The 24,525-nt window shown below is 62.4% G+C and carries 22 protein-coding genes; 5 read left to right on the plus strand and 17 right to left on the minus strand.

Features of this window, described 5'->3' with window-relative positions:
- Positions 1-22: 22 nt before the first annotated feature.
- The 5 genes from ACEWE8_RS13930 to sdhC form a co-directional block, all read right to left on the minus strand.
- Entirely contained in the window at positions 23-2,854 is a 2,832-nt protein-coding gene (locus ACEWE8_RS13930) for a 2-oxoglutarate dehydrogenase E1 component (protein WP_012315347.1), read from the minus strand.
- A 246-nt stretch (positions 2,855-3,100) separates the two neighbouring features.
- Positions 3,101-3,805, minus strand: coding sequence for a succinate dehydrogenase iron-sulfur subunit (locus ACEWE8_RS13935; protein WP_012315348.1), 705 nt, complete (start codon positions 3,803-3,805; stop codon positions 3,101-3,103).
- An 11-nt stretch (positions 3,806-3,816) separates the two neighbouring features.
- Positions 3,817-5,589 carry a succinate dehydrogenase flavoprotein subunit gene (gene sdhA, locus ACEWE8_RS13940; RefSeq protein ID WP_012315349.1) on the minus strand — a complete coding sequence of 591 codons (1,773 nt, stop codon included), beginning with the start codon at positions 5,587-5,589 and terminating at the stop codon, positions 3,817-3,819.
- A gap of 3 nt (positions 5,590-5,592) precedes the next feature.
- Entirely contained in the window at positions 5,593-5,961 is a 369-nt protein-coding gene (gene sdhD, locus ACEWE8_RS13945) for a succinate dehydrogenase, hydrophobic membrane anchor protein (RefSeq protein WP_003254214.1), read from the minus strand.
- A complete protein-coding gene (gene sdhC / locus ACEWE8_RS13950; RefSeq protein WP_012315350.1) occupies positions 5,955-6,341 on the minus strand; it encodes a succinate dehydrogenase, cytochrome b556 subunit in 387 nt (128 codons plus the stop codon). The genes sdhD and sdhC overlap by 7 nt, the downstream gene beginning before the upstream one ends.
- 352 nt (positions 6,342-6,693) lie before the next feature.
- Here sdhC and gltA point away from each other — a divergent pair, with 352 nt between their 5' ends.
- Positions 6,694-7,983: a citrate synthase gene (gene gltA, locus ACEWE8_RS13955; protein ID WP_046785250.1), complete on the plus strand. Its 1,290-nt coding sequence runs from the start codon at positions 6,694-6,696 to the stop codon at positions 7,981-7,983.
- Positions 7,984-8,052: 69 nt separating this feature from the next.
- On the opposite strand, the gene ACEWE8_RS13960 is transcribed toward gltA, so the two are convergent.
- From ACEWE8_RS13960 to ACEWE8_RS14000, 9 genes are all read right to left on the minus strand, one after another.
- Complete coding sequence (locus ACEWE8_RS13960) at positions 8,053-8,658, minus strand: START domain-containing protein (RefSeq protein ID WP_046785251.1); 606 nt, start codon at positions 8,656-8,658, stop codon at positions 8,053-8,055.
- Between the two features lie 34 nt (positions 8,659-8,692).
- The gene (locus ACEWE8_RS13965) at positions 8,693-8,947 is read right to left on the minus strand and encodes a YkgJ family cysteine cluster protein (protein ID WP_012315353.1); all 255 of its coding nucleotides are present in this window, start codon (positions 8,945-8,947) and stop codon (positions 8,693-8,695) included.
- A gap of 121 nt (positions 8,948-9,068) precedes the next feature.
- Complete coding sequence (locus ACEWE8_RS13970) at positions 9,069-9,467, minus strand: hypothetical protein (RefSeq protein WP_046785422.1); 399 nt, start codon at positions 9,465-9,467, stop codon at positions 9,069-9,071.
- Positions 9,468-9,530: 63 nt separating this feature from the next.
- A complete protein-coding gene (locus ACEWE8_RS13975) occupies positions 9,531-10,973 on the minus strand; it encodes a PLP-dependent aminotransferase family protein (protein ID WP_046785252.1) in 1,443 nt (480 codons plus the stop codon).
- Positions 10,974-11,156: 183 nt separating this feature from the next.
- A complete protein-coding gene (locus ACEWE8_RS13980; RefSeq protein ID WP_046785253.1) occupies positions 11,157-11,969 on the minus strand; it encodes an OmpA family protein in 813 nt (270 codons plus the stop codon).
- Positions 11,966-12,319 (minus strand): DUF4398 domain-containing protein, encoded by a 354-nt coding sequence (locus ACEWE8_RS13985; protein ID WP_046785254.1) that lies wholly within the window; start codon positions 12,317-12,319, stop codon positions 11,966-11,968. Before ACEWE8_RS13985 ends, ACEWE8_RS13980 begins: the two co-directional genes overlap by 4 nt.
- Before the next feature lie 9 nt (positions 12,320-12,328).
- Entirely contained in the window at positions 12,329-13,150 is an 822-nt protein-coding gene (locus ACEWE8_RS13990) for an ABC transporter substrate-binding protein (protein ID WP_046785255.1), read from the minus strand.
- Between the two features lie 77 nt (positions 13,151-13,227).
- Positions 13,228-14,157 carry an electron transfer flavoprotein subunit alpha/FixB family protein gene (locus tag ACEWE8_RS13995; RefSeq protein WP_046785256.1) on the minus strand — a complete coding sequence of 310 codons (930 nt, stop codon included), beginning with the start codon at positions 14,155-14,157 and terminating at the stop codon, positions 13,228-13,230.
- Positions 14,158-14,907 carry an electron transfer flavoprotein subunit beta/FixA family protein gene (locus ACEWE8_RS14000; RefSeq protein WP_046785257.1) on the minus strand — a complete coding sequence of 250 codons (750 nt, stop codon included), beginning with the start codon at positions 14,905-14,907 and terminating at the stop codon, positions 14,158-14,160.
- A gap of 538 nt (positions 14,908-15,445) precedes the next feature.
- On the opposite strand from ACEWE8_RS14000, the gene ACEWE8_RS14005 reads away from it, so the two are divergent.
- Positions 15,446-17,128, plus strand: coding sequence for an electron transfer flavoprotein-ubiquinone oxidoreductase (locus tag ACEWE8_RS14005; protein ID WP_367903720.1), 1,683 nt, complete (start codon positions 15,446-15,448; stop codon positions 17,126-17,128).
- A gap of 90 nt (positions 17,129-17,218) precedes the next feature.
- Here the strand turns inward: ACEWE8_RS14005 and ACEWE8_RS14010 are convergent, their stop codons facing one another.
- The 3 genes from ACEWE8_RS14010 to ACEWE8_RS14020 form a co-directional block, all read right to left on the minus strand.
- Entirely contained in the window at positions 17,219-18,544 is a 1,326-nt protein-coding gene (locus tag ACEWE8_RS14010; RefSeq protein WP_395589315.1) for an MFS transporter, read from the minus strand.
- Positions 18,545-18,615: 71 nt separating this feature from the next.
- Positions 18,616-19,095, minus strand: coding sequence for a response regulator (locus ACEWE8_RS14015; protein WP_046785259.1), 480 nt, complete (start codon positions 19,093-19,095; stop codon positions 18,616-18,618).
- Positions 19,096-19,265: 170 nt separating this feature from the next.
- Entirely contained in the window at positions 19,266-19,742 is a 477-nt protein-coding gene (locus ACEWE8_RS14020) for a sigma-70 family RNA polymerase sigma factor (RefSeq protein WP_046785260.1), read from the minus strand.
- 204 nt (positions 19,743-19,946) lie between these two features.
- On the opposite strand from ACEWE8_RS14020, the gene ACEWE8_RS14025 reads away from it, so the two are divergent.
- The 3 genes from ACEWE8_RS14025 to ACEWE8_RS14035 are packed head-to-tail and all read left to right on the plus strand — an operon-like array spanning position 19,947 to position 24,497.
- Positions 19,947-21,125 carry an efflux RND transporter periplasmic adaptor subunit gene (locus ACEWE8_RS14025; protein WP_046785423.1) on the plus strand — a complete coding sequence of 393 codons (1,179 nt, stop codon included), beginning with the start codon at positions 19,947-19,949 and terminating at the stop codon, positions 21,123-21,125.
- Positions 21,126-23,090, plus strand: coding sequence for a MacB family efflux pump subunit (locus tag ACEWE8_RS14030; RefSeq protein WP_046785261.1), 1,965 nt, complete (start codon positions 21,126-21,128; stop codon positions 23,088-23,090).
- Positions 23,091-23,093: 3 nt separating this feature from the next.
- Positions 23,094-24,497: an efflux transporter outer membrane subunit gene (locus ACEWE8_RS14035; RefSeq protein WP_046785262.1), complete on the plus strand. Its 1,404-nt coding sequence runs from the start codon at positions 23,094-23,096 to the stop codon at positions 24,495-24,497.
- The last annotated feature ends 28 nt before the right edge of the window (positions 24,498-24,525 follow it).

The raw sequence follows: 24,525 nt of genomic DNA on the forward strand, positions 1-24,525 counted from the left end.
CGGTTTCAGGTGCGCGAAGGCGTTAGACAGTGAAGGCGTCTTGCAGCAGTTTTTCCTGCTGTTCGGCGTGCTTCGAAGCGTAACCACAGGCTGGCGCGGCGGAAGCGTCGCGGCCGGCGTATTCCAGGACCAGCGCCTTGTTGTGGCGGCCCAGGATACGGCGCATGTGGTGCTGGCTGCTGTACCAGGCGCCCTGGTTCATCGGCTCTTCCTGACACCAGACGGCATGCTTGAGGTTGGTGTACGGCGCCAGGATGTCGACCAGGTCGTCTTCCGGGAACGGGTACAGTTGCTCGATACGCACGATTGCGATGTCTTCGCGGCCTTCGGCACGGCGTTTTTCCAGCAGGTCGTAATAGACCTTGCCACCACACAGCACCAGGCGTTCGACCTTGGCAGGATCCAGGGTGTCGATTTCCGGGATCACGGTCTGGAACGAACCTTCTGCAAGGTCCTCCAGGGTCGAGACGGCCAGCTTGTGGCGCAGCAGCGACTTCGGCGTCAGCACGATCAGCGGCTTGCGCAGCGGACGGATGACCTGACGACGCAGCAGGTGGTAGATCTGTGCCGGGGTGGTCGGTACGCAGACCTGGATGTTGTGCTCGGCGCACAGCTGCAGGTAACGCTCCAGACGCGCGGAGGAGTGCTCCGGGCCCTGCCCTTCGTAACCGTGAGGCAGCAGCATGGTCAGACCGCACAGGCGGCCCCACTTGTGCTCACCGCTGGTGATGAACTGGTCGATCACCACCTGCGCACCGTTGGCGAAGTCGCCGAACTGGGCTTCCCAGATCACCAGCGCATTCGGCGTGGTGGTCGAGTAACCGTATTCGAAGGCCAGTACCGCTTCTTCCGACAGGAAGGAGTCGTACAGGTCGAAGCGCGGCTGGCCCGGGAACAGGTTCTGCAGCGGCACGTAGGTGCTGGCGTCCTTCTGGTTGTGCAGCACCGCGTGGCGGTGCGAGAAGGTGCCACGGCCGATGTCCTGGCCGGTCATGCGGATCGGGTGACCTTCGAACTGCAGGGTGGCGTAGGCCATGGTCTCTGCGTAACCCCAGTTGATCGGCAAGCCACCGGCCTGCATCTTCTGACGGTCTTCGTAGATCTTCGACACCTGACGCTGGACGACGAAGCCTTCCGGCAGCTCGAGCAGCTTGGCCGACAGGTCCTGCAGGGTCTTGAGGTCGAAACGGGTGTCGTGACGCGCAGTCCAGGCGTGGCCCAGGTACGGACGCCAGTCGACGAACAGCTCGCGGTTCGGCTCCTTGACCAGGCTCTTGACCACGTGCAGGCCGTTGTCCAGGGCATTGCGGTACTCGTCGATCTTGGCCTGGGCGCGCTCGGCATCGATGCGACCGGCCTGGATCAGCGCCTCGGCGTACAGCTCACGGGTGGTGCGCTGCTTGCTGATCTGCTGATACATCAGCGGCTGGGTACCGTTGGGCTCGTCGGCCTCGTTGTGGCCGCGACGACGGTAGCAGACCAGGTCGATGACCACGTCACGCTTGAACTGCATGCGGTAATCGATGGCCAGCTGGGTCACGAACAGCACAGCTTCCGGGTCATCGCCGTTCACGTGCAGGATCGGCGCCTGGATCATCTTGGCAACGTCGGTGGCGTACTCGGTGGAACGCGAGTCCAGCGGGTTGCTGATGGTGAAACCAACCTGGTTGTTGATCACGATGTGCACGGTGCCGCCGGTCTTGAAACCGCGGGTCTGCGACATCTGGAAGGTTTCCATGACCACGCCCTGGCCTGCGAAGGCAGCGTCACCGTGGATCGAGATCGGCAGCACCTTGTCGCCGGCGGTATCGTTGCGGCGGTCCTGACGGGCGCGCACCGAACCTTCGACCACGGGGGAGACGATTTCCAGGTGGGACGGGTTGAACGCCATGGCCAGGTGAACTTCACCACCGGTGGTCATCACGTTCGAGGAGAAGCCCTGGTGATACTTCACGTCACCGGAGCCCAGCTCGTTCATCTTCTTGCCTTCGAACTCGTCGAACAGCTCGCGCGGGTTCTTGCCGAAGGTGTTGACCAGCACGTTCAGACGGCCGCGGTGGGCCATGCCGATCACGACTTCCTTGGTACCGTAGGAGCCGGAACGCTGGATCATTTCGTCCAGCATCGGGATCAGGCTTTCGCCACCCTCAAGGCCGAAACGCTTGGTGCCCGGGTACTTGGTGCCCAGGTACTTCTCGAGACCTTCACCGGCCGTCACGCGCTCGAGCAGGTGGGCCTGCACGTCGGCGGAGAAGTCCGGGCGGCCGCGCACGCTTTCCAGGCGCTGCTGGAACCAGCTGCGCTGCTCGGAATCGACGATATGGGTGAACTCGGCGCCAATGGTGCGACAATATGTCTTCTGGAGCGCCTCGACGATCTCGCGTAGGCTCGCTTCCTCTTTGCCGATGTACAGGTCGCCGGCACGGAAGGTCGTATCAAGATCGGCATTGGTCAAGCCGTAGTGATTGATCGACAGGTCTACGGGCGCAGGGCGCTGCCACAACCCCAAGGGGTCAAGCTTGGCAGCCTGATGGCCGCGCATACGATAGGCCTGGATCAGTCGCAGAACTTCAACCTGCTTCTTCTCGTGTTCACTGCTCACGCTCCCGGCAGATACCGGTTGGGCGCGGCGCTGGTTCTTTGCCAGCAGTACGAAATGGTCGCGGATTGTCGAGTGCGATACATCGGTAGCGGTGCTGCCGTCGGCGGGCAACTTCTGGAAGTAAGTGCGCCACTCTTCTGGCACAGCGTTAGGGTCGTGCAGGTAGAGTTCGTAGAGCTCTTCCACATATGCAGCGTTACCACCTGAAAGGTGGGCGCTTTCCCACATGCGCTGCATCACGCTTTCTTGCATGCTTGGTCACCCTCGGTTAGGGGACTGATCGGCGAGAGCCACAGCAAACCTGGAAAAGTCCGAACACAGCGACTGAACCACGCCACTTGGATCCTGCTGATTTTCCGGGTACCAGCCCGGAAAGCCCCTGCTGGTCTCATATCTTCATAGGTATCGAGCGCGGGCTTTTTGGGCCCTTGCTCAGGTTTTACCTCAGTGCGGGTTCACCACCCGCACCTCGGCTTACTGCAGTTACAACGCTTTGAATCAGGTGCCGCTTTGCAGCAGCATGTTACGTACGTGGCCGATTGCCTTGGTCGGGTTCAGACCCTTAGGGCAAACGTTGACGCAGTTCATGATCCCGCGGCAGCGGAAGACGCTGAACGGGTCATCCAGGGACGCCAGGCGCTCCTGGGTCTTGGTGTCACGGCTGTCGGCCAGGAAGCGATAGGCCTGCAGCAAGGCGGCGGGGCCCAGGAACTTGTCCGGGTTCCACCAGAACGATGGGCAGGAAGTCGAGCAGCAAGCGCACAGGATGCACTCGTACAGACCGTCCAGCTTGTCGCGATCTTCCGGCGACTGCAGACGCTCGATGGCCGGGGCCGGCGTGTCGTTCTGCAGGAATGGCTTCACCTTCTCGTACTGCTTGTAGAAGATGCTCATATCGACGACCAGGTCACGAATGACCGGCAGGCCAGGCAGCGGGCGCAGAACCAGCTTGTTGCCCTTGACCACGCCGGACAGCGGCGTGATGCAGGCCAGGCCGTTCTTGCCGTTCATGTTCATGCCATCGGAACCGCAAACGCCTTCACGGCAGGAGCGACGGTACGAGAAGCCCTCGTCCTTCTCCTTGATCAGCGCCAGCACGTCCAGCACCATCAGGTCCTTGCCGCCGGTATCGACGTCGAACGACTCCATCTTGGGCGCCGAGTCGGTATCCGGGTTGTAGCGATAAACTTCGACTTTCAACATAGCAGTCACCCTCAATAAGTCCGGACTTTTGGTTCGAAGGCTGGAACAGTCTTCGGCGCAAAGTTGACGCCACGCTTGGCCACGCGCTTCTCACCCGGGTAGTACAGGGTGTGGCACAGCCAGTTTTCGTCGTCACGGTCTTCGAAGTCTTCACGGGCGTGAGCGCCGCGGGACTCTTTACGGGCTTCGGCCGCGATGGCGGTAGCTTCGGCGACTTCCAACAGGTTCTGCAGCTCCAGCGCTTCGATACGCGCGGTGTTGAAGGCCTGGGACTTGTCGTTGATCTTCACGTTGGCGATGCGGTCACGCAGACCAGCCAGCTGCTCGATACCCTTCTGCATGTATTCGCCAGTACGGAATACACCGAAGTAGTTCTGCATGCAGCTTTGCAGCTCACGCTTGAGGCTTGCGACGTCTTCGCCAGTGGTACGCTCGTTGAGCTTGTTCAGGCGGTTCAGGGCGACGTCGACATCGGTATCGCTGGCATCGCGGTACTCGACGCCTTCGCTCAGCGCCTTCTCCAGGTGCAGGCCGGCGGCGCGGCCGAATACGACCAGGTCGAGCAGCGAGTTACCGCCCAGGCGGTTGGCACCGTGAACCGATACGCACGCCACTTCACCCACGGCGAACAAGCCCGGAATGATGTGGTCCTTGCCTTCGGCGTCCATGGTGATGGCCTGGCCATGAATGTTGGTGGCAACACCACCCATCATGTAGTGGCAGGTCGGCACGACCGGCACCGGCGCTACAACCGGGTCGACGTGAGCGAAGGTCTTGGACAGTTCGCAGATGCCTGGCAGGCGGCTGTGCAGCACTTCCTCGCCCAGGTGGTCCAGCTTCAGCAGTACGTGGTCCTTGTTCGGGCCCACACCGTTGCCAGCGATGATCTCTTTGACCATGGAACGGGCGACCACGTCGCGGCCGGCCAGGTCTTTGGCGTTCGGAGCATAACGCTCCATGAAACGCTCGCCGTGGGCGTTGATCAGGTAGCCACCCTCACCGCGGCAACCCTCGGTGACCAGTACACCAGCGCCGGCGATGCCGGTCGGGTGGAACTGCCACATTTCGATGTCCTGCACCGGCACACCGGCACGCAGGGCCATGCCGACGCCGTCACCGGTGTTGATCAGGGCGTTGGTGGTCGAGGCGTAGATACGGCCCGCACCGCCAGTGGCCAATACGGTGGCCTTGGACTTGATGTACAGGGTTTCGCCGGTTTCGATGCAGATCGCGATCACACCCACGAACGCGCCGTCCTGGTTTTTCACCAGATCGACAGCGTAGTACTCGTTCAGGAAGGTGGTGCCCGCTTTCAGGTTGCCCTGATAGAGGGTGTGCAGCAGTGCGTGGCCGGTACGGTCGGAAGCAGCACAGGTACGTGCAGCCTGGCCGCCCTTGCCGAAGTCCTTGGACTGGCCGCCGAACGGACGCTGATAGATACGACCGGTTTCGGTACGCGAGAACGGCAGGCCCATGTGGTCCAGCTCGAAGACCGCAGCAGGGCCTTCCTGACACATGTATTCGATAGCGTCCTGGTCACCGATGTAGTCGGAACCTTTGACGGTATCGTACATGTGCCAGCGCCAGTCGTCGTTCGGGTCGGCCGAAGCGATGGCGCAGGTGATGCCGCCCTGGGCGGAAACAGTGTGCGAACGGGTCGGGAAGACCTTGGTGACCACGGCAGTCTTGTGACCGCCCTGGGCCAGCTGCAGCGCTGCGCGCATGCCGGCGCCGCCGCCACCGATGATGATGGCGTCGAAGGAAATGGTTGGAATGCTAGCCATGGATCAGATACCCCAGAGAATCTGCACACCCCAGACGAAGTAAGCGAACATCGCAACGCCGCATACCGCCTGGAACAGGAAACGAATCGCAGTTGCCGACTTGCCGAACGACATTGGCGTCAGGTAGTCGGTTGCAATGGTCCACATGCCGACCCAGGCGTGAGCGCCCAGGGCAACGAGGGCCAGCAGACTGAAGATCCGCATCGCGTTATTGGAGAACAGACCATGCCACTGGGTGTAGTCGATGCCTGGGTGGGCGACCACGTAGCCGATCAGGAAGAGAAAGTAAGCCGCGAGAACGACCGCCGAGACGCGCTGCGCCATCCAGTCATAGAGGCCCGAACGCGACAGGTTCGTGACATTGGTTACCATACCCAAACTCCCACCAGAACGATCAGCACCACGGAGATGACGATCACGATTTTCGAGCCCAGCTTGCCGCCTTCCAGCGTCTCACCGATACCCATGTCCATGATCAGGTGACGCACACCTGCCACGAGGTGATAAAGCAGGGCGGATAGCAGGCCCCAGGTCACGAACTTGGCCAGCGGGCTGGTCAGACACGCCTTCACCTCACCGAAGCCTTCCTCGGAACCCAGCGACTTGCCCAGTGCATAAAGCATGATGGCAAGGCCGAGGAACAGGATGACGCCGGAGATACGGTGCAGGATGGACGTGTACGCTGTGACAGGGAGCTTGATGGTCCTTAGGTCTAGGTTTACAGGTCGTTGGCTTTTCACGGCTTTTTTCACACTGAAGAGCCCCTAGCGAATCAGGGCAAAGTTGTTGGTAAGTGTACTGGTCAGGTACCCACCACCCAGGGAACGGCGACCCCCAGCAGTTCGGGCTTGCAAGCCCCTGGCGGTCGGGTGCCGAGTATAGACAGTTAGGCTGCTTATGACAACGTGACGGGGTAGCCCAAATAGCGCATTGCCTTTAGCGAGCAAAAGGCGTAAATGGGCGAGAATTTCTTGAAAAATCAGGCCTCAGAGCGGGTTTCAACCAGCCTTTAGGCAAATTGACATTCGAATTTACTTCTCTATAGTGGTGCGGGCCCTGCGTGGGGGGTCTGTCTGATGATTTCAAGCATTAATAGGAGGCCACATGGCTGACAAAAAAGCGCAGTTGGTCATCGAGGGCGCTGCCCCCGTCGAGCTGCCCATTTTAACCGGCACCGTTGGTCCTGATGTAATCGACGTCCGCGGGTTGGGGGCCACTGGTCACTTCACCTTCGACCCAGGTTTCATGGCGACCGCTTCGTGCGAGTCGAAGATCACCTACATCGACGGCGACAAGGGCGTGCTGCTGCACCGCGGCTACCCCATCGAACAGCTCGCCGAGCAATCGGACTACCTGGAAACCTGCTACCTGCTGCTCAACGGCGAACTGCCCAATGCCGAGCAGAAGGCCCAGTTCGTCAGCACCGTCAAGAACCACACCATGGTTCATGAGCAGCTGAAGACCTTCTTCAACGGTTTCCGCCGCGACGCCCACCCGATGGCCGTAATGTGCGGCGTAGTCGGCGCCCTGTCGGCGTTCTACCACGACTCGCTGGACATCAATAACCCGCAACACCGCGAAATTTCCGCGGTGCGCCTGGTCGCCAAGATGCCGACCCTGGCCGCGATGGTTTACAAGTACTCCATGGGCCAGCCCATGATGTACCCGCGCAACGACCTGTCGTACGCGGAAAACTTCCTGCACATGATGTTCAACACCCCGTGTGAGATCAAACCGATCAGCCCGGTGCTGGCCAAGGCAATGGACAAGATCTTCATCCTCCATGCCGATCACGAGCAGAACGCCTCCACCTCCACCGTCCGCCTGGCCGGCTCTTCGGGTGCCAACCCGTTCGCCTGTATCGCCGCCGGTATCGCCGCACTGTGGGGCCCTGCCCACGGCGGTGCGAACGAAGCCGTGCTGACCATGCTCGATGAAATTGGCGATGTCTCGAACATCGACAAGTACATTGCCAAGGCCAAGGACAAGAACGACCCGTTCAAGCTGATGGGCTTCGGTCACCGCGTGTACAAGAACCGCGACCCGCGCGCCACCGTGATGAAGAAAACCTGCGACGAAGTCCTGGGCGAACTCGGCATCAAGAACGACCCGCAGCTGGAACTGGCGATGCGCCTGGAAGAGATCGCGCTCACCGATCCGTACTTCATCGAGCGCTCGCTGTACCCGAACGTCGACTTCTACTCGGGCATCATCCTGAAGGCGATCGGCATCCCGACCAGCATGTTCACCGTGATCTTCGCCCTGGCACGTACCGTGGGCTGGATCTCGCACTGGAAAGAAATGCTCTCCAGCCCGTACAAGATTGGCCGCCCGCGCCAGCTGTACACCGGCGAACTGCCGCGTGACATCGTTGAGCTGAAGGACCGCAAGTAAGCTTTTGAAGCCGAACGCAAAAGGCTGCCCTCGGGCAGCCTTTTTCATTGCTTTGCCCCTGCCCTGGCTTCAGTTCTTCTCTGCCCGCTCACGCAAGCTTTTCAGGGTATTGAACGGCGCATCCACTACAAACTTGTTGGCTACCATCGCGGGCACACTGCCACCCGGCTCGGTATGCACCTGATAGGTCACTTCTGTACTCTCCCCTTTGGGCACCAACTTCCAGAAGCCTTCAACTTTCGCCACCCGAACATACCCCTTCTCTTCGGGCATATAGGTCGGCTCTTCCTTGAGGTTACGCGTCAGGCTGCCATCAGCGTTTTTGACGGTGGTGACATGCAACACCGAATCGCGCGGCGTTACCGGCCACGGCGTATTGAACTGGGTGTAGGTCCAGCTCTGGTCACCTTCGTGCTTGAGCAACTTCTGCGACTTGCACTCATGTATCCAGGTGCACGCCCCTGCCACGTCTTCCTGCAGAGCCTGCACCCTGGCCAACGGCGCCTTGATCAGGGTCACACCACGGTAGGCCTTGTACTTGGACCCCGGCACTTCACTGAGAGAGACCTTGATCCCCTCCTCGTCCTTGGCCACTTGCCAGCTCTCGGCCCAGGCGGCCGGCGCCATCAGCAAGCCCACGCCACACAGCAGTGCAATACGCTTGAACGATCTCATCATCTTTATCCTTGTTGTCGAAGATCCAGCCTTGTCACGCCGCCGTCATCTGCTCCCACCAACCGAGAATCCTGATTGCCTCGTCGCGATCATTGCCGCACACCTCGATATCCGCCTTGAACCCACCACAGACCGCCGGCCGCTCGGGCTTGCCGAACAGGTCGCAGAGGTTGTCGGCGGTCAGGTGCAGGCAGCGCATGCCAGCCGGCTTGCCGTCTGGCATGCGCGGCATTGCGGAAGTGATGGACGGGGCGATGCAGCAGGCACCGCAACCCTCACGGCATTTCATAAAATCAGGACCCCCTGAAACAAAACGGGACGAACGTCCCCGAATACTAACCGCTCAAACATACGTTTGAAATTGCTGGCCCGATGAAATCTGCAGTGACCCGGCAGTCAGTTCGCCCAGGCTATTGGCGGAACTCAAACTCGATCGCCGCCCCTTCCACATCACGCCGGCTGTCATTGCGCAACTGCAGCTGCATCTCGTTGCTGATCAAGCGACCATTGAGCTGGAACGGGCTGTCACCGGCGTGCGGTTTGTCCGTAAACATGGCCGGCAGCAAGGGTTTTCGGCGCACGGCCGAACTGCCGACGCTGGGCTCAAGCTGGTTGACCATCTCGGCAGGCAGGCTCAGATCCAGGTGCGCCGCGGGCAATTGCTGGGTTGCCGCCTTGCTGGCTGGCTTGTGCGCAGGCGACGCCTTGGCGTTGTCCGCTTTGGCAGGCTGCGCAGCGTGGGCCACACCAGAGGTCAAACACACTGACATGAGGCAAAAAACCAGGGCAATACGACGCAACAGTTTCATGGACATCGATAGGCAGGCTTCAAGAGTGCGTATGCTCTCTGTTCCGCCTGCGCCTGGCAAGCCTTACAAAAGCGCAGTTACAGACTCCCTGCACAATTGCTGGGCCAGCATGCCCAGCGTCATCACCGCCCGTTCGGCTTCCTTGTTCCATGGAATACCGCAGTTGAGACGGATGCAGTGGTTGAACTGCTCGGTATTACTGAAGATAAGCCCAGGGGCGATACTGATCCCCTGCTCCAGCGCACGCACATGCAGCTCTTGAGTGTTGACCCGCCCCGGCAGGCTGACCCACAGAATGAAGCCGCCCGTGGGCCGGGTCATCTGCGTACCCTCGGGAAAGTGCTGTTGCACAGCCAACTGGTAGGCACTGAGGTTCTTGCGGTACTCCTGGCGGATATACCGCAGGTGGCGATCATAACCGCCGTTCTCCAGGTAAGCCGCCACCCCCATCTGCGTGACACTGCAGGCCGAGTGGGTGGTGAAGGTCTGCAGCCGCTGGATTTCGTCCTGGTATCGCCCCGCCACCATCCAGCCAACGCGCACGCCAGGTGACAATGTCTTGGAAAAGCTCGAGCAGTAGATCACACGGTCCAGCCGGTCGAATGCCTTGAGCGCTTTGGTCTTGCCCTGCTCGAACATCAACTCGCCATAGATGTCGTCTTCGACGATCTGGATGTCGAAGTCCGAAGCCAGGCGCAACAACTGCTTCTGCCGCTCTTCGGGGATAGTGCCGCCCAGCGGGTTGCTAAGGCGTGTGGTCAGTACCAGCGCCTTGATCGACCATTGATTGGCCGCCAGTTGCAGCGCTTCCAGACTGATGCCAGTGGACGGGTCGCTGGGAATCTCGATCACCTTCAGCCCTAGCAAATCAGCCAGCTGCAGCAGGCCGTAATAGGTGGGTGACTCCGCAGCAATCAGATCCCCCGGGCGGGTCAGCACGCGCAGTGACATTTGCAGGGCATCGACACAGCCATGGGTGACGATCACCTCACTGGGATCGACCAGCACGCCAGCATCACGCATGCGGATCGCGATCTGCCGACGCAACGGCTCGAAGCCCGGGCTGAACATGTAGCTGAAAGCACGCGGGCTGTGAAAGCGCGTGACCTTGGCAATCTGCTGATGCAAGGCACGCACTGGCAGGTAGTCGACATGGGGAACGGCGGCACCGAACGCAAACACGCCGTCACGACGGGCCTCGGTCAGCACCTGCTGGATGATGCTTGCGCGGGTGACCAGGCCGGGGCGCTCGACCCTGGCAATGTCAGGTGTCTGTGCAGTCAACGCCGGGGTCTGGTGCACGTAGTAGCCCGACTGCGGCCGGGCGCGGATCAGCCCCTGGTCTTCGAGATTGGCATAGGCCTGCAGTACCGTGGCATGGCTGACGTTGAGCTGGGCGCTCATCTTGCGCACGGACGGCACGCGCTCGCCTGGCTGATAGACACCACGGCGGATGTCATCGGCCAGTTGCTGGGCGATACGCTGATACAGCAGCAGGTTGGTCATGGCGATATCTCGACGCGCGGACGGCTCATTGTTCTTGTACGACTCACTTACGGTAGAGGATACCGTAACAGTTGCAAAGTGTACTGGGACAGATTGCACAATAGTCGACATTACAGTGGCGTGGCCGCTATCGAAAGAGTTAACCAGCGCGCCTCTTCTCAAGCCGCGAAGAGGCGCCAGCGGTCAGCGTGCCGGAGCAAGCCTGCCCTTGTCATCGGAGAAGACGATCTCCACCCGGCGGTTCTGCGCCCTGCCCCGCTCCGAGGCATTGGCCTCGATCGGGTACTGATCGCCATACCCTTCAACCTGCAGACGCTTTTCGTCGACACCCAGGTCGACCAGCATGTCGGCCACTGCCTGCGCCCGGTCGCGCGACAGCTTGAGGTTATCTTCCGGCGCGCCGGTGTTGTCGGCATAGCCCTCGATCCGCACCACCCTGCGCGGGTTGAGCTGAAGGAACTGGACCAGCTTGAGCACCGTGCGACTGGCCGAATTCTTGAGGTCCGCACGACCTGTGTCGAACAGCACATCACCCAAGGTCATCACCAGCCCGCGATCGGCCTGCTGCGAGGCCAGCGCCGCAATCTGCGCTTCCACCCATTCACCCTGCTGCTGCACGCTGGCCAGCTTGGCCTCGCGCAGGGCCAGCTGCAGGCGCTGACGCTCAAGGTCGAGCTTGGCCAGACGCTCCTGACTCAGCGCCAACTTCGCGTGCTCACCGGCGATTTCGCTGTAACGTTGGCTCAGATACGCATAGTGGCGCACGTCGCTGCCGGTGCCGATGTAGCTGGACAAGCGCTCGGCGCGGGCCAGCGACTCACCGGCGCGGATCACATCACGCGGTGCGCTGCGCAGCACAGCGGAATCATCCTTGACCTTCTGGAAGGCCGCCGAGGCATCGTCCAGCGCCGCTGCACTGCGCTGACTGGCGCACCCCTGCAGCCCGCCAGCCAGCGCCAGCAATGCCAGCGCCACCATGGGTTTGAAGCCCTTCATGGCTGCACCTCCAGCTGCTTGCGCAAGCGCTTGACCCGCGACTGCAATACGCCGAGCTGCTCCTCACTCTTCTGGTTCAGTACGCGCGCCTCGGCCAGGCGGGCATCGAGTTCGGCCTGCTCGGCACGCATGCGGGCGTCGCGGTAGTCCTCGGTCAGCATGTCGCTCTTGGCGCGGGCGAGCTTGTCTTCGGCAAGCTTCAACACCTCGACCTGGTCGGTGGCACCGACCGCTTTTGCCTGTTCCAGCGCCTGCTCGGAAATACGCATCTGTTCATTGGGCGCCGGGTCGTTGGCGCAGCCGGCCAGGCCGAGCATGGCCACGGCAAGGATCAGTGATTGGGTTCTCACGCACTCTTCCTACTGTTTGGGGGCGTCCGCCTGCACATCCATCTGCGCTTTCCAGCGCTCGACATTACGTTGCAGCACGGCTTCAGACGCACCAGAGATCGGCAATTCTGTCAGCTTTTTTGCCAGTTGCCCACGCAACCAAGTGTCATTGCATGCCGAGTTGTGCGACACAGCCAGGTACAACCCTGGCCGGTCGACCGGCAGGCCGCGAGCGATCAGGTCATTGCTCATGCCCAGGCTTTGGGTCATGGCCATGCCCGAGTAACGCCCAGCCAGCACGTAGTCCACCTGGCCCAGCACCAGCTTCTGGAAGGCCTGGGTCAGGTTCTGCGCCGGTACCAGCTTCAACTGCGCCCTGGCAAATGCACTGAAAGCCGGGGTCAGGCGGGCACGCTCCGACAGGCTACCCTGGTAATGGGCCAGATCCGCCGGGCCGTTGAATTCCACGTCGGCGTCATGGCGCGTCCAGACCAGGTATTCATTGAGCTGCAAGGGCGGGTGGATGTAATCCAGTGCGGTCAACTGCTCCACCTGCAGGGGGGTGTCGAGCAACAGATCCATGCGCCCACTGCGCACCTCTTCCAGCGCCTGATCGCGCCTGCCGGCATTGAGGACTTCCACTTTCAGCCCCAGCTCCCCGGCCACCTTGCGCAACAGATCGACGTTGGCGCCAATCAGGTGTTTCGGGTCTTTCGGGTCTTGCCAGGAGTAAGGTGGAGCATCCGGGCTGCCAGTCGCCACCAGACGCTCACACTTGCCAGCCGCCATCGCCAGCGGTGAAAGCATCGCCATCGTGCACACCAGCACCTTGCCTGCTTCACGAAACGCCATCCTTCACTCCTTGCCCGCATAAAAAAACCCGGCCCTCGTTACAAGGGCCGGGCTTCTTTATAAGTGAAGCAGGCGGATCAGACCAGCTTTTCCAGCTCCGGAACCGCTTCGAACAGGTCAGCGACCAGGCCGTAGTCGGCCACCTGGAAGATCGGCGCTTCTTCGTCCTTGTTGATCGCAACGATCACTTTGGAGTCCTTCATGCCGGCCAGGTGCTGAATCGCGCCAGAGATACCGACGGCGATGTACAGCTGCGGGGCAACGATCTTGCCGGTCTGGCCGACCTGCATGTCGTTGGGTACGAAGCCTGCGTCGACCGCAGCGCGCGAGGCACCCACGGCAGCGCCGAGCTTGTCGGCCAGGCTGTACAGGTGCTTGAAGTTGTCACCGTTGCCCATGCCGCGGCCACCGGAAACGACGATCTTGGCAGCGGTCAGCTCTGGACGGTCGGACTTGGCCAGTTCTTCGCCAACGAAGGCGGAGATACCGGCATCGTGCGCGGCGCCTACCGCTTCAACGGCAGCGGAGCCACCTTCGGCGGCCACAGCATCGAAGCCGGTGGTACGCACGGTGATCACCTTCACAGCAGCGCTCGATTGCACGGTGGCAATGGCGTTACCGGCATAGATCGGGCGCTTGAAGGTGTCGGCGGATTCAACCGAAATGATCTCGGAGATCTGATCGACGTCCAGCAGCGCGGCAACGCGCGGCAGGATGTTCTTACCGTTGGTGGTGGCCGGGGCCAGCACGTGGCTGTAACCCGTGGCCAGCTCGACGATCAACGGCGCGACGTTTTCGGGCAAGACGTGGGCGTAGGCTGCGTTGTCGGCAACCAGTACCTTGCCAACGCCAGCGATCTTGGCAGCGGATTCGGCAACGCCACCGACGTTCTGGCCAGCGACCAGCACGTGCACATCACCACCGATCTTGGCGGCTGCGGCGACAGTGTTCAGGGTGGACGGGGCTACGGCACCGTTCTCGTATTCAGCGACAACCAGGATAGTCATTTAGATTACCTTCGCTTCGTTCTTCAGCTTCTCGACCAGTTCGGCCACCGACTTGACCTTGATACCCGCGCTGCGAGCAGCTGGCGCTTCGACTTTCAAGGTCTTGTTGGTGGAGGCGAGCGATACGCCCAGCGCGTCTGGAGTCAGGGTCTCCAGCGGCTTCTTCTTGGCCTTCATGATGTTCGGCAGCGACGCATAGCGCGGCTCGTTCAGGCGCAGGTCGGTGGTGACGATCGCTGGCAGGTTCAGCGATACGGTCTGCAGGCCGCCATCGATTTCACGGGTGACGTTCAGCTTGTCGCCAGCCAGTTCAACCTTGGAGGCGAAGGTGCCCTGGGCGTAGCCAGTCAGCGCCGCCAGCATCTGGCCGGTCTGGTTGTTGTCGCTGTCGATGGCCTGCTTGCCAAGGATCACCAGCTGCGGCTGTTCTTTATCGACAACGGCTTTGAGCGCCTTGGCCACGGCCAGGGAGTTCAGTTCGTCAGCCGCTTCGACCAGGATGGCACGATCGGCACCCAGGGCCAGGGCAGTACGCAACTGCTCCTGAGCAGTGGTCGGGCCGACGGAGACGACGACGATCTCGCTTGCCACGCCCTTCTCTTTCAGGCGCACGGCTTCTTCCACGGCGATTTCGCAGAAGGGGTTCATGGACATCTTGACGTTTGCAAGGTCGACGCCGGAGTTGTCCGCTTTGACGCGAACCTTGACGTTGTAGTCGACCACTCGTTTGACAGCTACAAGAACCTTCATGGATTCCTCGTTACTCTCCGGTGAATAGATAGTCGCCTGGGGCTAAGCCCTGCGATGCGCGTGGGTACAAGGGCACCTCTGAAAACGATGCGCGAGGTGCAATCTTCACGGTGACCCATCAGTCCTGTTGAGACTCTTGCGGCAAATACCCGCGGGTCATTTCCTGTGGTGGCGTGTAAACTCCACTACAAACCGTGTTCTGGCCCGAAAGCCTTACCCCACACCTGGTCTTTAGAGGTGTACCTGCGCCCGGCGATAAGCCTACGGCGAACGTAAAACCGCTCGTATCTTGACCGCAACACCCAATCCGGTCAATACGGCAAATCGGTCACCCTCCAGCCGCGTTCCTTTGATTTTACTGGCCTGCGGCAAATTCAAACAAACGTTTGTATTGGACCCGCCAAGTGGTGTAGATATAATGCGCGGCCAAGACAAAACGGTGTAGTCCATCCTTTGTGCCGCTACAGCTCCGCTCCCGTGAAGCGCGGCGCGCATGATCACGCCACACCCATAAGACAAAGCAACAGCACGAGCCTTGATGAGTAGGAGAGAACCAGTGGAACGCGAATACATGGAATTCGACGTGGTCATCGTCGGCGCTGGCCCGGCAGGCCTGTCAGCCGCCTGCCGCCTGAAGCAGAAGGCCGCCGAAGCCGGTAGCGAGATCAGCGTCTGCGTGGTCGAGAAAGGCTCCGAAGTCGGCGCCCACATCCTCTCCGGTGCAGTGTTCGAGCCCCGCGCCCTGAACGAGCTGTTCCCCGACTGGAAAGCACTCGGCGCACCGCTCAACACCGAGGTCAAGCGCGACGACATCTACGTGCTCAAGGACGCCGGCAACTCGACCAAGGTCCCTGACCTGTTCGTGCCCAAGACCATGCACAACCAGGGCAACTACATCATCTCGCTGGGCAACCTGTGCCGCTGGCTGGCCCAGCAGGCCGAGAACCTGGGCGTGGAAATCTACCCCGGCTTCGCCGCCCAGGAAGCGCTGCTCGATGAAAACGGCGTTGTCCGCGGTATCGTCACCGGTGACCTCGGTGTCGACCGCGAGGGTAACCCGAAGGACGGCCTGTACACCCCGGGCATGGAACTGCGCGCCAAGTACACCCTGTTCGCCGAAGGTTGCCGCGGCCATATCGGCAAGCAACTGATCAAGCGCTTCAACCTCGACAGCGAGTCCGACGTCCAGCACTACGGCATCGGCCTGAAGGAAATCTGGGAAATCGACCCGGCCAAGCACGAACAAGGCCTGGTGGTACACACCGCCGGCTGGCCGCTGGACGTGATGAGTGCTGAGAACACCGGCGGCTCGTTCCTTTATCACCTGGAAAACAACCAGGTGGTGGTCGGCCTGATCGTCGACCTGTCCTACAGCAATGCTTACCTGTCGCCTTTCGACGAGTTCCAGCGCCTCAAGCACCACCCAGTGATGAAGCAGTACCTCGAAGGCGGCAAACGCATCAGCTACGGCGCCCGCGCCATCTGCAAGGGCGGCCTTAACTCGCTGCCCAAGATGGTGTTCAACGGTGGCGCCCTGATCGGTTGCGACCTGGGCACCCTGAACTTCGCCAAGATCAAAGGCAGCCACACCGCCATGAAGTCCGGCATGCTCGCGGCCGAAGCGGTGGCCGATGCGCTGATCGCTGGCAGCGAAGGCGGCGATGCGCTTACTACCTATGTCGACGCCTTCAAAGCCAGCTGGCTGCATGAAGAACTGTTCGCCAGCCGCAACTTCGGCCCGGCGCTGCACAAGTTCGGCCCGATCTTCGGTGGTGCGTTCAACTACATCGACCAGAACTGGTTCGGTGGCAAGCTGCCGTTCACCCTGCACGACACCAAGCCGGACTACGCCTGCCTCAAGCTTGCGGCCGACTCGAAAAAGATCGACTACCCCAAACCAGACGGCAAGCTCAGCTTCGACAAGCTCAGCTCGGTGTTCCTCTCCAGCACCAACCACGAAGAGGAACAACCCTGCCACCTGAAGCTGACCGACCCGAGCATCCCGATCGCCAGCAACCTGCCGCTGTACGACGAGCCAGCCCAGCGTTACTGCCCGGCGGGCGTGTACGAAGTGGTCAGCCAGGAAGACGGCAGCAAGCGCTTCCAGATCAACGCGCAGAACTGCGTGCACTGCAAGACCTGCGACATCAAGGACCCGGCCCAGAACATCACCTGGGTTACCCCTGAAGGCGCCGGTGGGCCGAACTACCCGAACATGTAAGCCCGCCCTTGCAGCAAGAAAAAGCCCCCTGGCCTCACGGCCCGGGGGCTTTTTCGTTCAGGCTTGCAGCGCCCACCGGGCGTTACCCGTTCATTTGTCGACGTACATGAGCGGCATTGGCTCGGCCGCAAATGCCAAAGGTTCCCGGCGGCCAAAGTAGAGGGCAGTGAGCAGCCCCACCGCGCCCATGAGCAGGCAAAAGCCAACGCACACCCACGGGCTCCACGGCATCAACGCTATCAACGCCAACGGCGTGGTACTGGCCCACAAGGCATAAGCCACGTTGTAGGTAAAGGAAATGCCCGACACCCGGATCTGGGCCGGGAACAGCCCGACCATTACCGACGGCACCACACCCACCACACCACAGCAAAGCCCAGCCAACGCGTAAGCCAGCCACGTCATGCCCCACTGGCCCACGAGGCTCGCATACAAGGCACCGATACCCAGCGGCAGCAGCACGCTGTAGATCATCAGCGCCCGCCAGGCGCCCAGGCGATCGACCAGCAGCCCGGCGAGCACACAACCGATATTGAGAAAAACGATACCTACGCTGCTCAGGGCGAACGTGTGCGCGGCGGTCATGCCGAAGCGCTGCTGCATTACCGTCGGCGTGATCACCACCAGCACCACCACCGCCGACGTCAACACGCAGGTCACCAGCGCAGCCGGGATCAACGCCCCACGATGTTCGCCCAGCACCCGTCGCAGCGGGAACTTCACCGGCTGCTCCTTGCGCTCGCGCAAGGCCAGAAACACCGGTGTTTCACTCAGCCAACGGCGCAACCACACGCCGATCACACCAAATACCCCGCCAAGCAGGAACGGGTAACGCCAGGCGTAATCGAGGATTTCCTGGGCGGTAAACACCTGGGCCAACAGTGTCGCGGTCAGTGCCCCCAGCAAATAGCCAAAGCTCAACCCGGCCTGCAGGAAGCCCAGGGCGTAACCCCGCCGCCCTTGCGGTGCGTGTTCGGCAACGAATGTCCAGGCACTGGGCACCTCACCACCGACCGCAGCGCCCTGCAGAATGCGCAACGCCAGCAAGATCAGCGGCGCCGCGTAACCAATCTCGGCATAGGTCGGCATCACCCCGATCAGCAGGCACGGCAGCGCCATCATCAGGATGCTCAGGCTGAATACCCGCTTGCGGCCCAGGTGATCGGCGAAGTGCGCCATGACGATGCCACCCAGCGGCCGCGCCAGGTAGCCGGTGACGAAAATCCCGAAGCTTTGCAGCAGGCGCAGCCACTCAGGCATTTCGGGTGGGAAGAACAGCTGGCTGAGGGTCAGGGCGAAGAACACGAAGATGATGAAATCATAGATTTCCAGCGCGCCGCCCAGCGCCGCCAGGCCCAGGGTCCGGTGGTCGCCACGGCTGAACCGGGGCGGGCGAGCGGTATCGATGGCAGTCATGGCACAGGTCCGCAAATCGGCAAAGGGCAAGAGGATAGCAAATAGCTGCCCCCTTGCCCCGTCCGCTGCGGCTATCGGCTGAAGACCGTGTGGGCGAAGTTCCTGCGCGGGTAGGCCGGCGGGCCACTGCTGGAAAGGCCGGACGGCAAGGCCAGCTTGCCGACCACCACTGGCCCATCGATGAGCGCCATGAAGGACTCAAGGGCCTCGTTGTCCGGCACCTGCGGCAGGCTCACATTCACCGCCTGGCGCTCGGTCTGCGGCACGCTCGGGACCTTCAGATGCCGCGAGTGATACAGCAAGGCATGCTGAATCTGCGTGCTCACCCGGCAAAAGCGCGCCAGGTCGACACCTGCATGGCTGGCCAGTTCGATATTGCCCACCAGCAGGTTGAACGGCTGCAGCGCGCAGTGCACCAGGCGCTGCAGCTCGTCGAAGGAGTCCACCGGGGCAATCCGGTAATAGCCCAGGCCATTGAGCAGCCTCTCCAGCTGCAAGCGCTGGGACGGATGCTCGTCGGCGATCAGGATGCGCAGGGTCTTGTTGGTCATTGTCGGACCTGGGCAGTCAGGTGAATAGGGACACACTCCCTGACCAAACTGCGCCAGTAACAGGCAACCACCAGGGCGGCGCCTGGCGGGGTCAATCTAGATAGTTGTCTTGAAACAGTTAGAAATCAAGTTGCCAGCACACAGAATTTTCACCGGCACACCACCGGTTTTCAGGATTCCCACTGGCGCATGCGCACGCGGCAGTGCTTCATGGCGTTGACGATGTGCTTTTCCACCAGGCTGCGCGAGATGCCCAGGTGCTCGGCGATCTGCTGATGCGACAGGCCTTCGAGCTTGCGCAACAGGAAGCTGTCACGGCAGGGCTGGCTCAATTCATCGAGTGCTTTTTGCATCAGCGCCAGGCGCTGGTCCAACTGCATGTTCTGGGTGGGGGCCGGGGTGTGCCAGCGCTCGTCCAGGTCCAGCACCTCCAGCGGTTCGGACTGGCGCAGCAGGTGGCGGCGATGACGGTCGATCACAAGGTTCAGGGCCGTGCGGTAAAGGAACGCGCGCGGGTGCTCGATCTGCTGCGTACCGGTGCGTTCGAGCACCCGCAGATAGGCATCGTGAGCCACATCCTCAGCCGCCTGGCGGCTGCCCAGGCGCGCGGAGAGGAAGCTCACCAATTCGCGATAGTAATGTTCCACGACGGCACCTGGGGTACGTCCTGACAGGCTCGGACAGGGTCATGTGATATCAGCGTGGGATCTTACAAATTATAATGATTCTCAGCAACTCTCCTCCCCCAGCGCCAGCCCATCTAAATCCGCCCCGCGCGCCTTCGTTTAACTGGCACCTCCGTGCGCACCTTGACCTGGCTGCGTGTGGCCACCCTTTGGCTGGAAGCCCGCATGAGACGCATACCCAACATTCGCCGCCACCTGCTGGCTGGCAGCTTCGGCCTGCTGGCCCTTGGCAGCCTGCTGGCCTGGAAGGCGCTCCCTCTGGGTGCCGTGCCCATGAGTACCGTCGCAGTCGTCCGCGCGGACATCGAAAGCAGCGTCACCGCCCTGGGTACCCTGCAGCCACGACGGTATGTGGATGTAGGCGCGCAGGCCTCCGGGCAGATCCGCAAGCTGCACGTGGAGGCTGGCGATCAGGTGCACACGGGGCAGTTGCTGGTGGAGATCGACCCTTCTACCCAGCAGGCCAGGCTGGACGCCGGGCGGTTCTCGATCGACAACCTCAAGGCGCAACTGGCCGAGCAACGCGCCCAGTACCTGCTGGCCACGCAGCAGTACCGGCGCCAGCGCGAACTGGCTGGCGCGGGCGCCACACGCGAGGAAGACCTACAGGCGGCCGACGCCCAGCTCAAGGTCACCCAGGCCCGCATCGACATGATCCAGGCGCAGATCCGTCAGGCCCAGGCCAACCTGCGCAGCGACGAGGCTGAGCTTGGCTATACACGCATCTACGCGCCGATGGACGGTACCGTGGTAGCGGTGGATGCCCGTGAAGGCCAGACCCTCAACGCCCAGCAGCAGACGCCTCTGATTCTGCGGATCGCCAAGCTCTCGCCGATGACCGTGTGGGCCCAGGTGTCCGAAGCCGACATCGGCAAAGTCAAACCAGGAATGACCGCCTATTTCACCACCCTGGCCGGCGGCAAACGCCGCTGGAACAGCACCGTGCGGCAGATCCTGCCAATCCCGCCCAAGCCGCTGGCGCACACCAGCCAGGGCGGCGGCGGCCCTGCCAGCGCGATCGCCGGTACGACAGGCAGCCAGGTGGTGCAGTACACCGTGCTGCTCGACGTCGATAACCCCGATGGGGCGTTGATGGCCGACATGACCACCCAGGTGTTCTTCGTCGCCGGCCAGGCCAGCCAGGTACTCACCGCGCCGCTGGCGGCACTGGACGACAGCGAGGCCGATGACCTGCGCATGGCCCAGGTACTGGGCCAGGATGGCAAGGTCGAACAACGCACAGTGCGCATCGGCCTCAGCGACCGGCTGCGGGCGCAAGTGCTCGATGGCCTCAGCGAAGGCGAGCGCCTGGTCATCGGTGCGCCCCTGGCCAGCGGAGGTTGAATGGCCGTTCCCCTGATCGAACTGCGCGACATCCGCAAATCCTACGGTGGTATCGACACCCCCAAGGTCGACGTACTGCGCGGCATCAGCCTGAACATCCACCCCGGCGAGTTCATCGCCATCGTCGGTGCGTCGGGTTCGGGCAAGTCGACGCTGATGAACATCCTCGGCTGCCTCGACCGCCCCACCTCGGGCCACTACCTGTTCGCCGGCAAGGACGTTGCCCACCTGGGCAGTGACGAACTGGCCTGGCTGCGCCGCGAAGCCTTTGGTTTCGTGTTTCAGGGCTACCACCTGATCCCTTCAGGCTCAGCCCAGGAAAACGTCGAGATGCCGGCCATCTACGCCGGCACCCCGCCCGCCGAGCGCCACGCCCGCGCAGCCGCCCTGCTTGAGCGCCTTGGCCTGGCCAGCCGCACCGGCAACCGCCCGCATCAATTGTCCGGCGGCCAGCAGCAACGCGTGTCGATTGCCCGCGCGCTGATGAATGGCGGCCATATCATCCTTGCCGACGAGCCGACCGGCGCCCTGGACAGCCACAGCGGTACCGAGGTCATGGCCCTGCTGGACGAGCTGGCCAGCCAGGGCCATGTGATCATCCTGATCACCCACGACCGCGAGGTGGCGGCGCGGGCACGCCGGGTGGTGGAAATCCGGGACGGCCTGATGATCAGCGACTCGGCCTGCGACCAGCCTCCCGCTGCTGCGCAACAAGGCCTGCAGGCCGATGACCTGCGCCAGCGCCTGGACCGCGGCGCGACCGTGCGTGGCGCATGGAAAGGCGAGCTGCTCGAGGCCTTGCAGGCAGCGTGGCGGGTCATGTGGGTCAACCGGTTCCGCACCGCCCTGACGTTGCTTGGCATCGTCATTGGCGTGGCTTCGGTCGTGGTCATGCTGGCCGTGGGCGAAGGCAGCAAACGCCAGGTCATGGCTCAGATGGCCGCGTTCGGTTCCAACATCCTCTACCTCAACGGCCGCCCGCCGACGCTGCGCGAGCCAGGCGGCATCGTCACCCTCGATGACGTCGCCGCCATCGCCGAACTGCCCCAGGTTCGGCGCGTCATGCCGGTCATCGGCGGCGACCTGATGGTGCGCCACGGCAACAACAACCAGAGGTTCTACGTTGGCGGCAACAACGTCGAATTCCCCGCCATCCTCAACTGGCCGGTCGTGCAGGGCAGTTTTTTCAGCGAAGCCGACGAACGCAGTGGCGCTGCCGTGGCGGTCATCGGCCAGAAAGTCCGCGACAAACTGCTGGCACCCGGCACCGACGCGCTGGGCCAGTACCTGCTGATCGGCAACGTACCGTTCCAGGTCGTCGGCCTGCTCGCCGGCAAGGGCGCAAGTTCGGGTGACCAGAAGAGCGATGAGCGCATCGTGGTGCCCTATTCCGCCGCTTCCATGCGCCTGTTCGGCAGCCACGACCCGGAATACGTGATCATCGCCGCAGCCGACTCGGCCCGGGTCGCCGAGACCGAAACAGCGATCCACCGCCTGATGCGCAAGCGCCATCAAGGCAAGGACGATTTCGAGCTGACCAACGATGCGGCACTGATCCAGGCCGAGGCACGCACACAAAACAGCCTGTCGCTGATGCTCGGGGCGATCGCTGCGATCTCGTTGCTGGTCGGCGGTATCGGCGTGATGAACATCATGCTCATGACCGTGCGCGAGCGCACCCGTGAAATCGGTATCCGCATGGCCACCGGCGCACGCCAGCGCGACATCCTGCGCCAGTTCCTCAGCGAGGCGGTCATGCTGTCGATGGTCGGCGGGTTGACCGGCATCGTGCTGGCGCTGCTGATCGGAGGCGCGCTGATACTCGCCGAAGTCGCCGTCGCCTTCGCCCTGCCCGCCATCCTTGGCGCCTTCGGTTGCGCCGTCATCACCGGCGTGGTGTTCGGTTTCATGCCAGCACGCAAGGCCGCCCGACTCGACCCGGTCAAAGCCCTTACCAGCGAATAATCCATGACATTGCCAAGCCGCATCAGCCTGTTGACCCTGTGCCTGGGCCTCACCGCCTGCAATACACCCCCTGCGCCCTCAAGCGGCATCAGCGCACCGCAACACTGGCAAGGCGAGGCAGCTGCGCCCGTCATCGCACTGCCATCGGGGCACTGGTGGCAGGCGTTCGCCAGCAGCGAGCTGGACCAACTGGTCAGGCGCGCACAACACAACGCCCATGACCTCGCCGCTGCCGCGGCCCGCGTACGCCAGGCCCAGGCCCGCGCCGTGATCGCTGGCGCGCCGTTGCTGCCAGAGGTGCAAGGGGGCCTCGATGGCAGCCGCCAACGCCTGCTGCACGGCGAAGGGTCTGACCAGCTGGACGTCAGTAGCAGCGAACCCACCTACACAGCCTTCGGCCTGCAACTTACCGCCCGCTACGAACTCGACTTCTGGGGCGGCCTGCGCGCGGCTCGGGCGAGCGCGCTGCACGACCTCGACGCCAGCCGCTTCGAACGCCAGACAGTGGAGCTGACCCTGGTCAGTGCGGTTGCCGACAGCTACCTGCAAGGCATCGCCCTGGAAGAACAGCTGCGCATCGCACGCCTCAACCTGCGCAATGCACGTGAGGTGCTCAACCTGGTCGAAACCCGCCAGCGTGCAGGGTCCGCCACCCGCCTTGAACTGGCCCAGCAGCGTAGCCTGGTGGCGGCTCAGGAGCGCCAGGTGCCGCTGCTCGAGCAAAAGCGGCAAGACAGCCGCATCACCCTCGCCACCTTGCTCGGTGACCCGGTGCAGGCCTTGCCGGTCAGCCACCAACCGATCACCACTGTGCAGTGGCCGGCAATCGGCAGCGGCGTTCCCAGCGAACTGCTGACTCGCCGCCCCGACATCGCCGCTGCCGAAGCGCGCCTGGCCGCCGCCAACGCCAATGTGCAGGTGGCCAGGGCGGCCATGCTGCCGAAGCTGACGCTTGGCGCCAACCTTGGCACGGGCGCGAACACCTTTGCCCAGGTGCTCGACAGTTCCTACTACACACTCACCGCTGGCCTGGTCGCGCCCATCTTCAACAACGGCCGGCTGCGCGCCTCACGCGCGCTGGCCGAAGCCGAGCAGGATGAACTGCTGGAAAACTATCGCAGCAGCATCCTGGCCGGCTTTGCCGATGTTGAAAAAGCCCTCAACGCCATTGAGGGTGTGGAGCGTCAACGGCTGTGGCAGGACGAGGAAGTAGTGCAGGCACGCCTGGCTTTCGACCTGGCACAACGGCGCTATGGGGCTGGCGCCGAGACCCTGCTGACCGTGCTGGAGACCCAGCGCACGCTTTACCTGGCCCAGGACCAGCAAGCGCAGTTGCGCCTGGCCCGCCTGCAGGGCAGCGTGGCGCTCTACAAGGCGCTTGGGGGTGGCTGGCAGGTGCCGCACTGAAAAGGCCGCGCACGGCTTGCGGCCAGTT

The sequence above is a fragment of the Pseudomonas sp. TR47 genome (assembly GCF_044143025.1).
Taxonomy (GTDB): domain Bacteria; phylum Pseudomonadota; class Gammaproteobacteria; order Pseudomonadales; family Pseudomonadaceae; genus Aquipseudomonas; species Aquipseudomonas putida_E.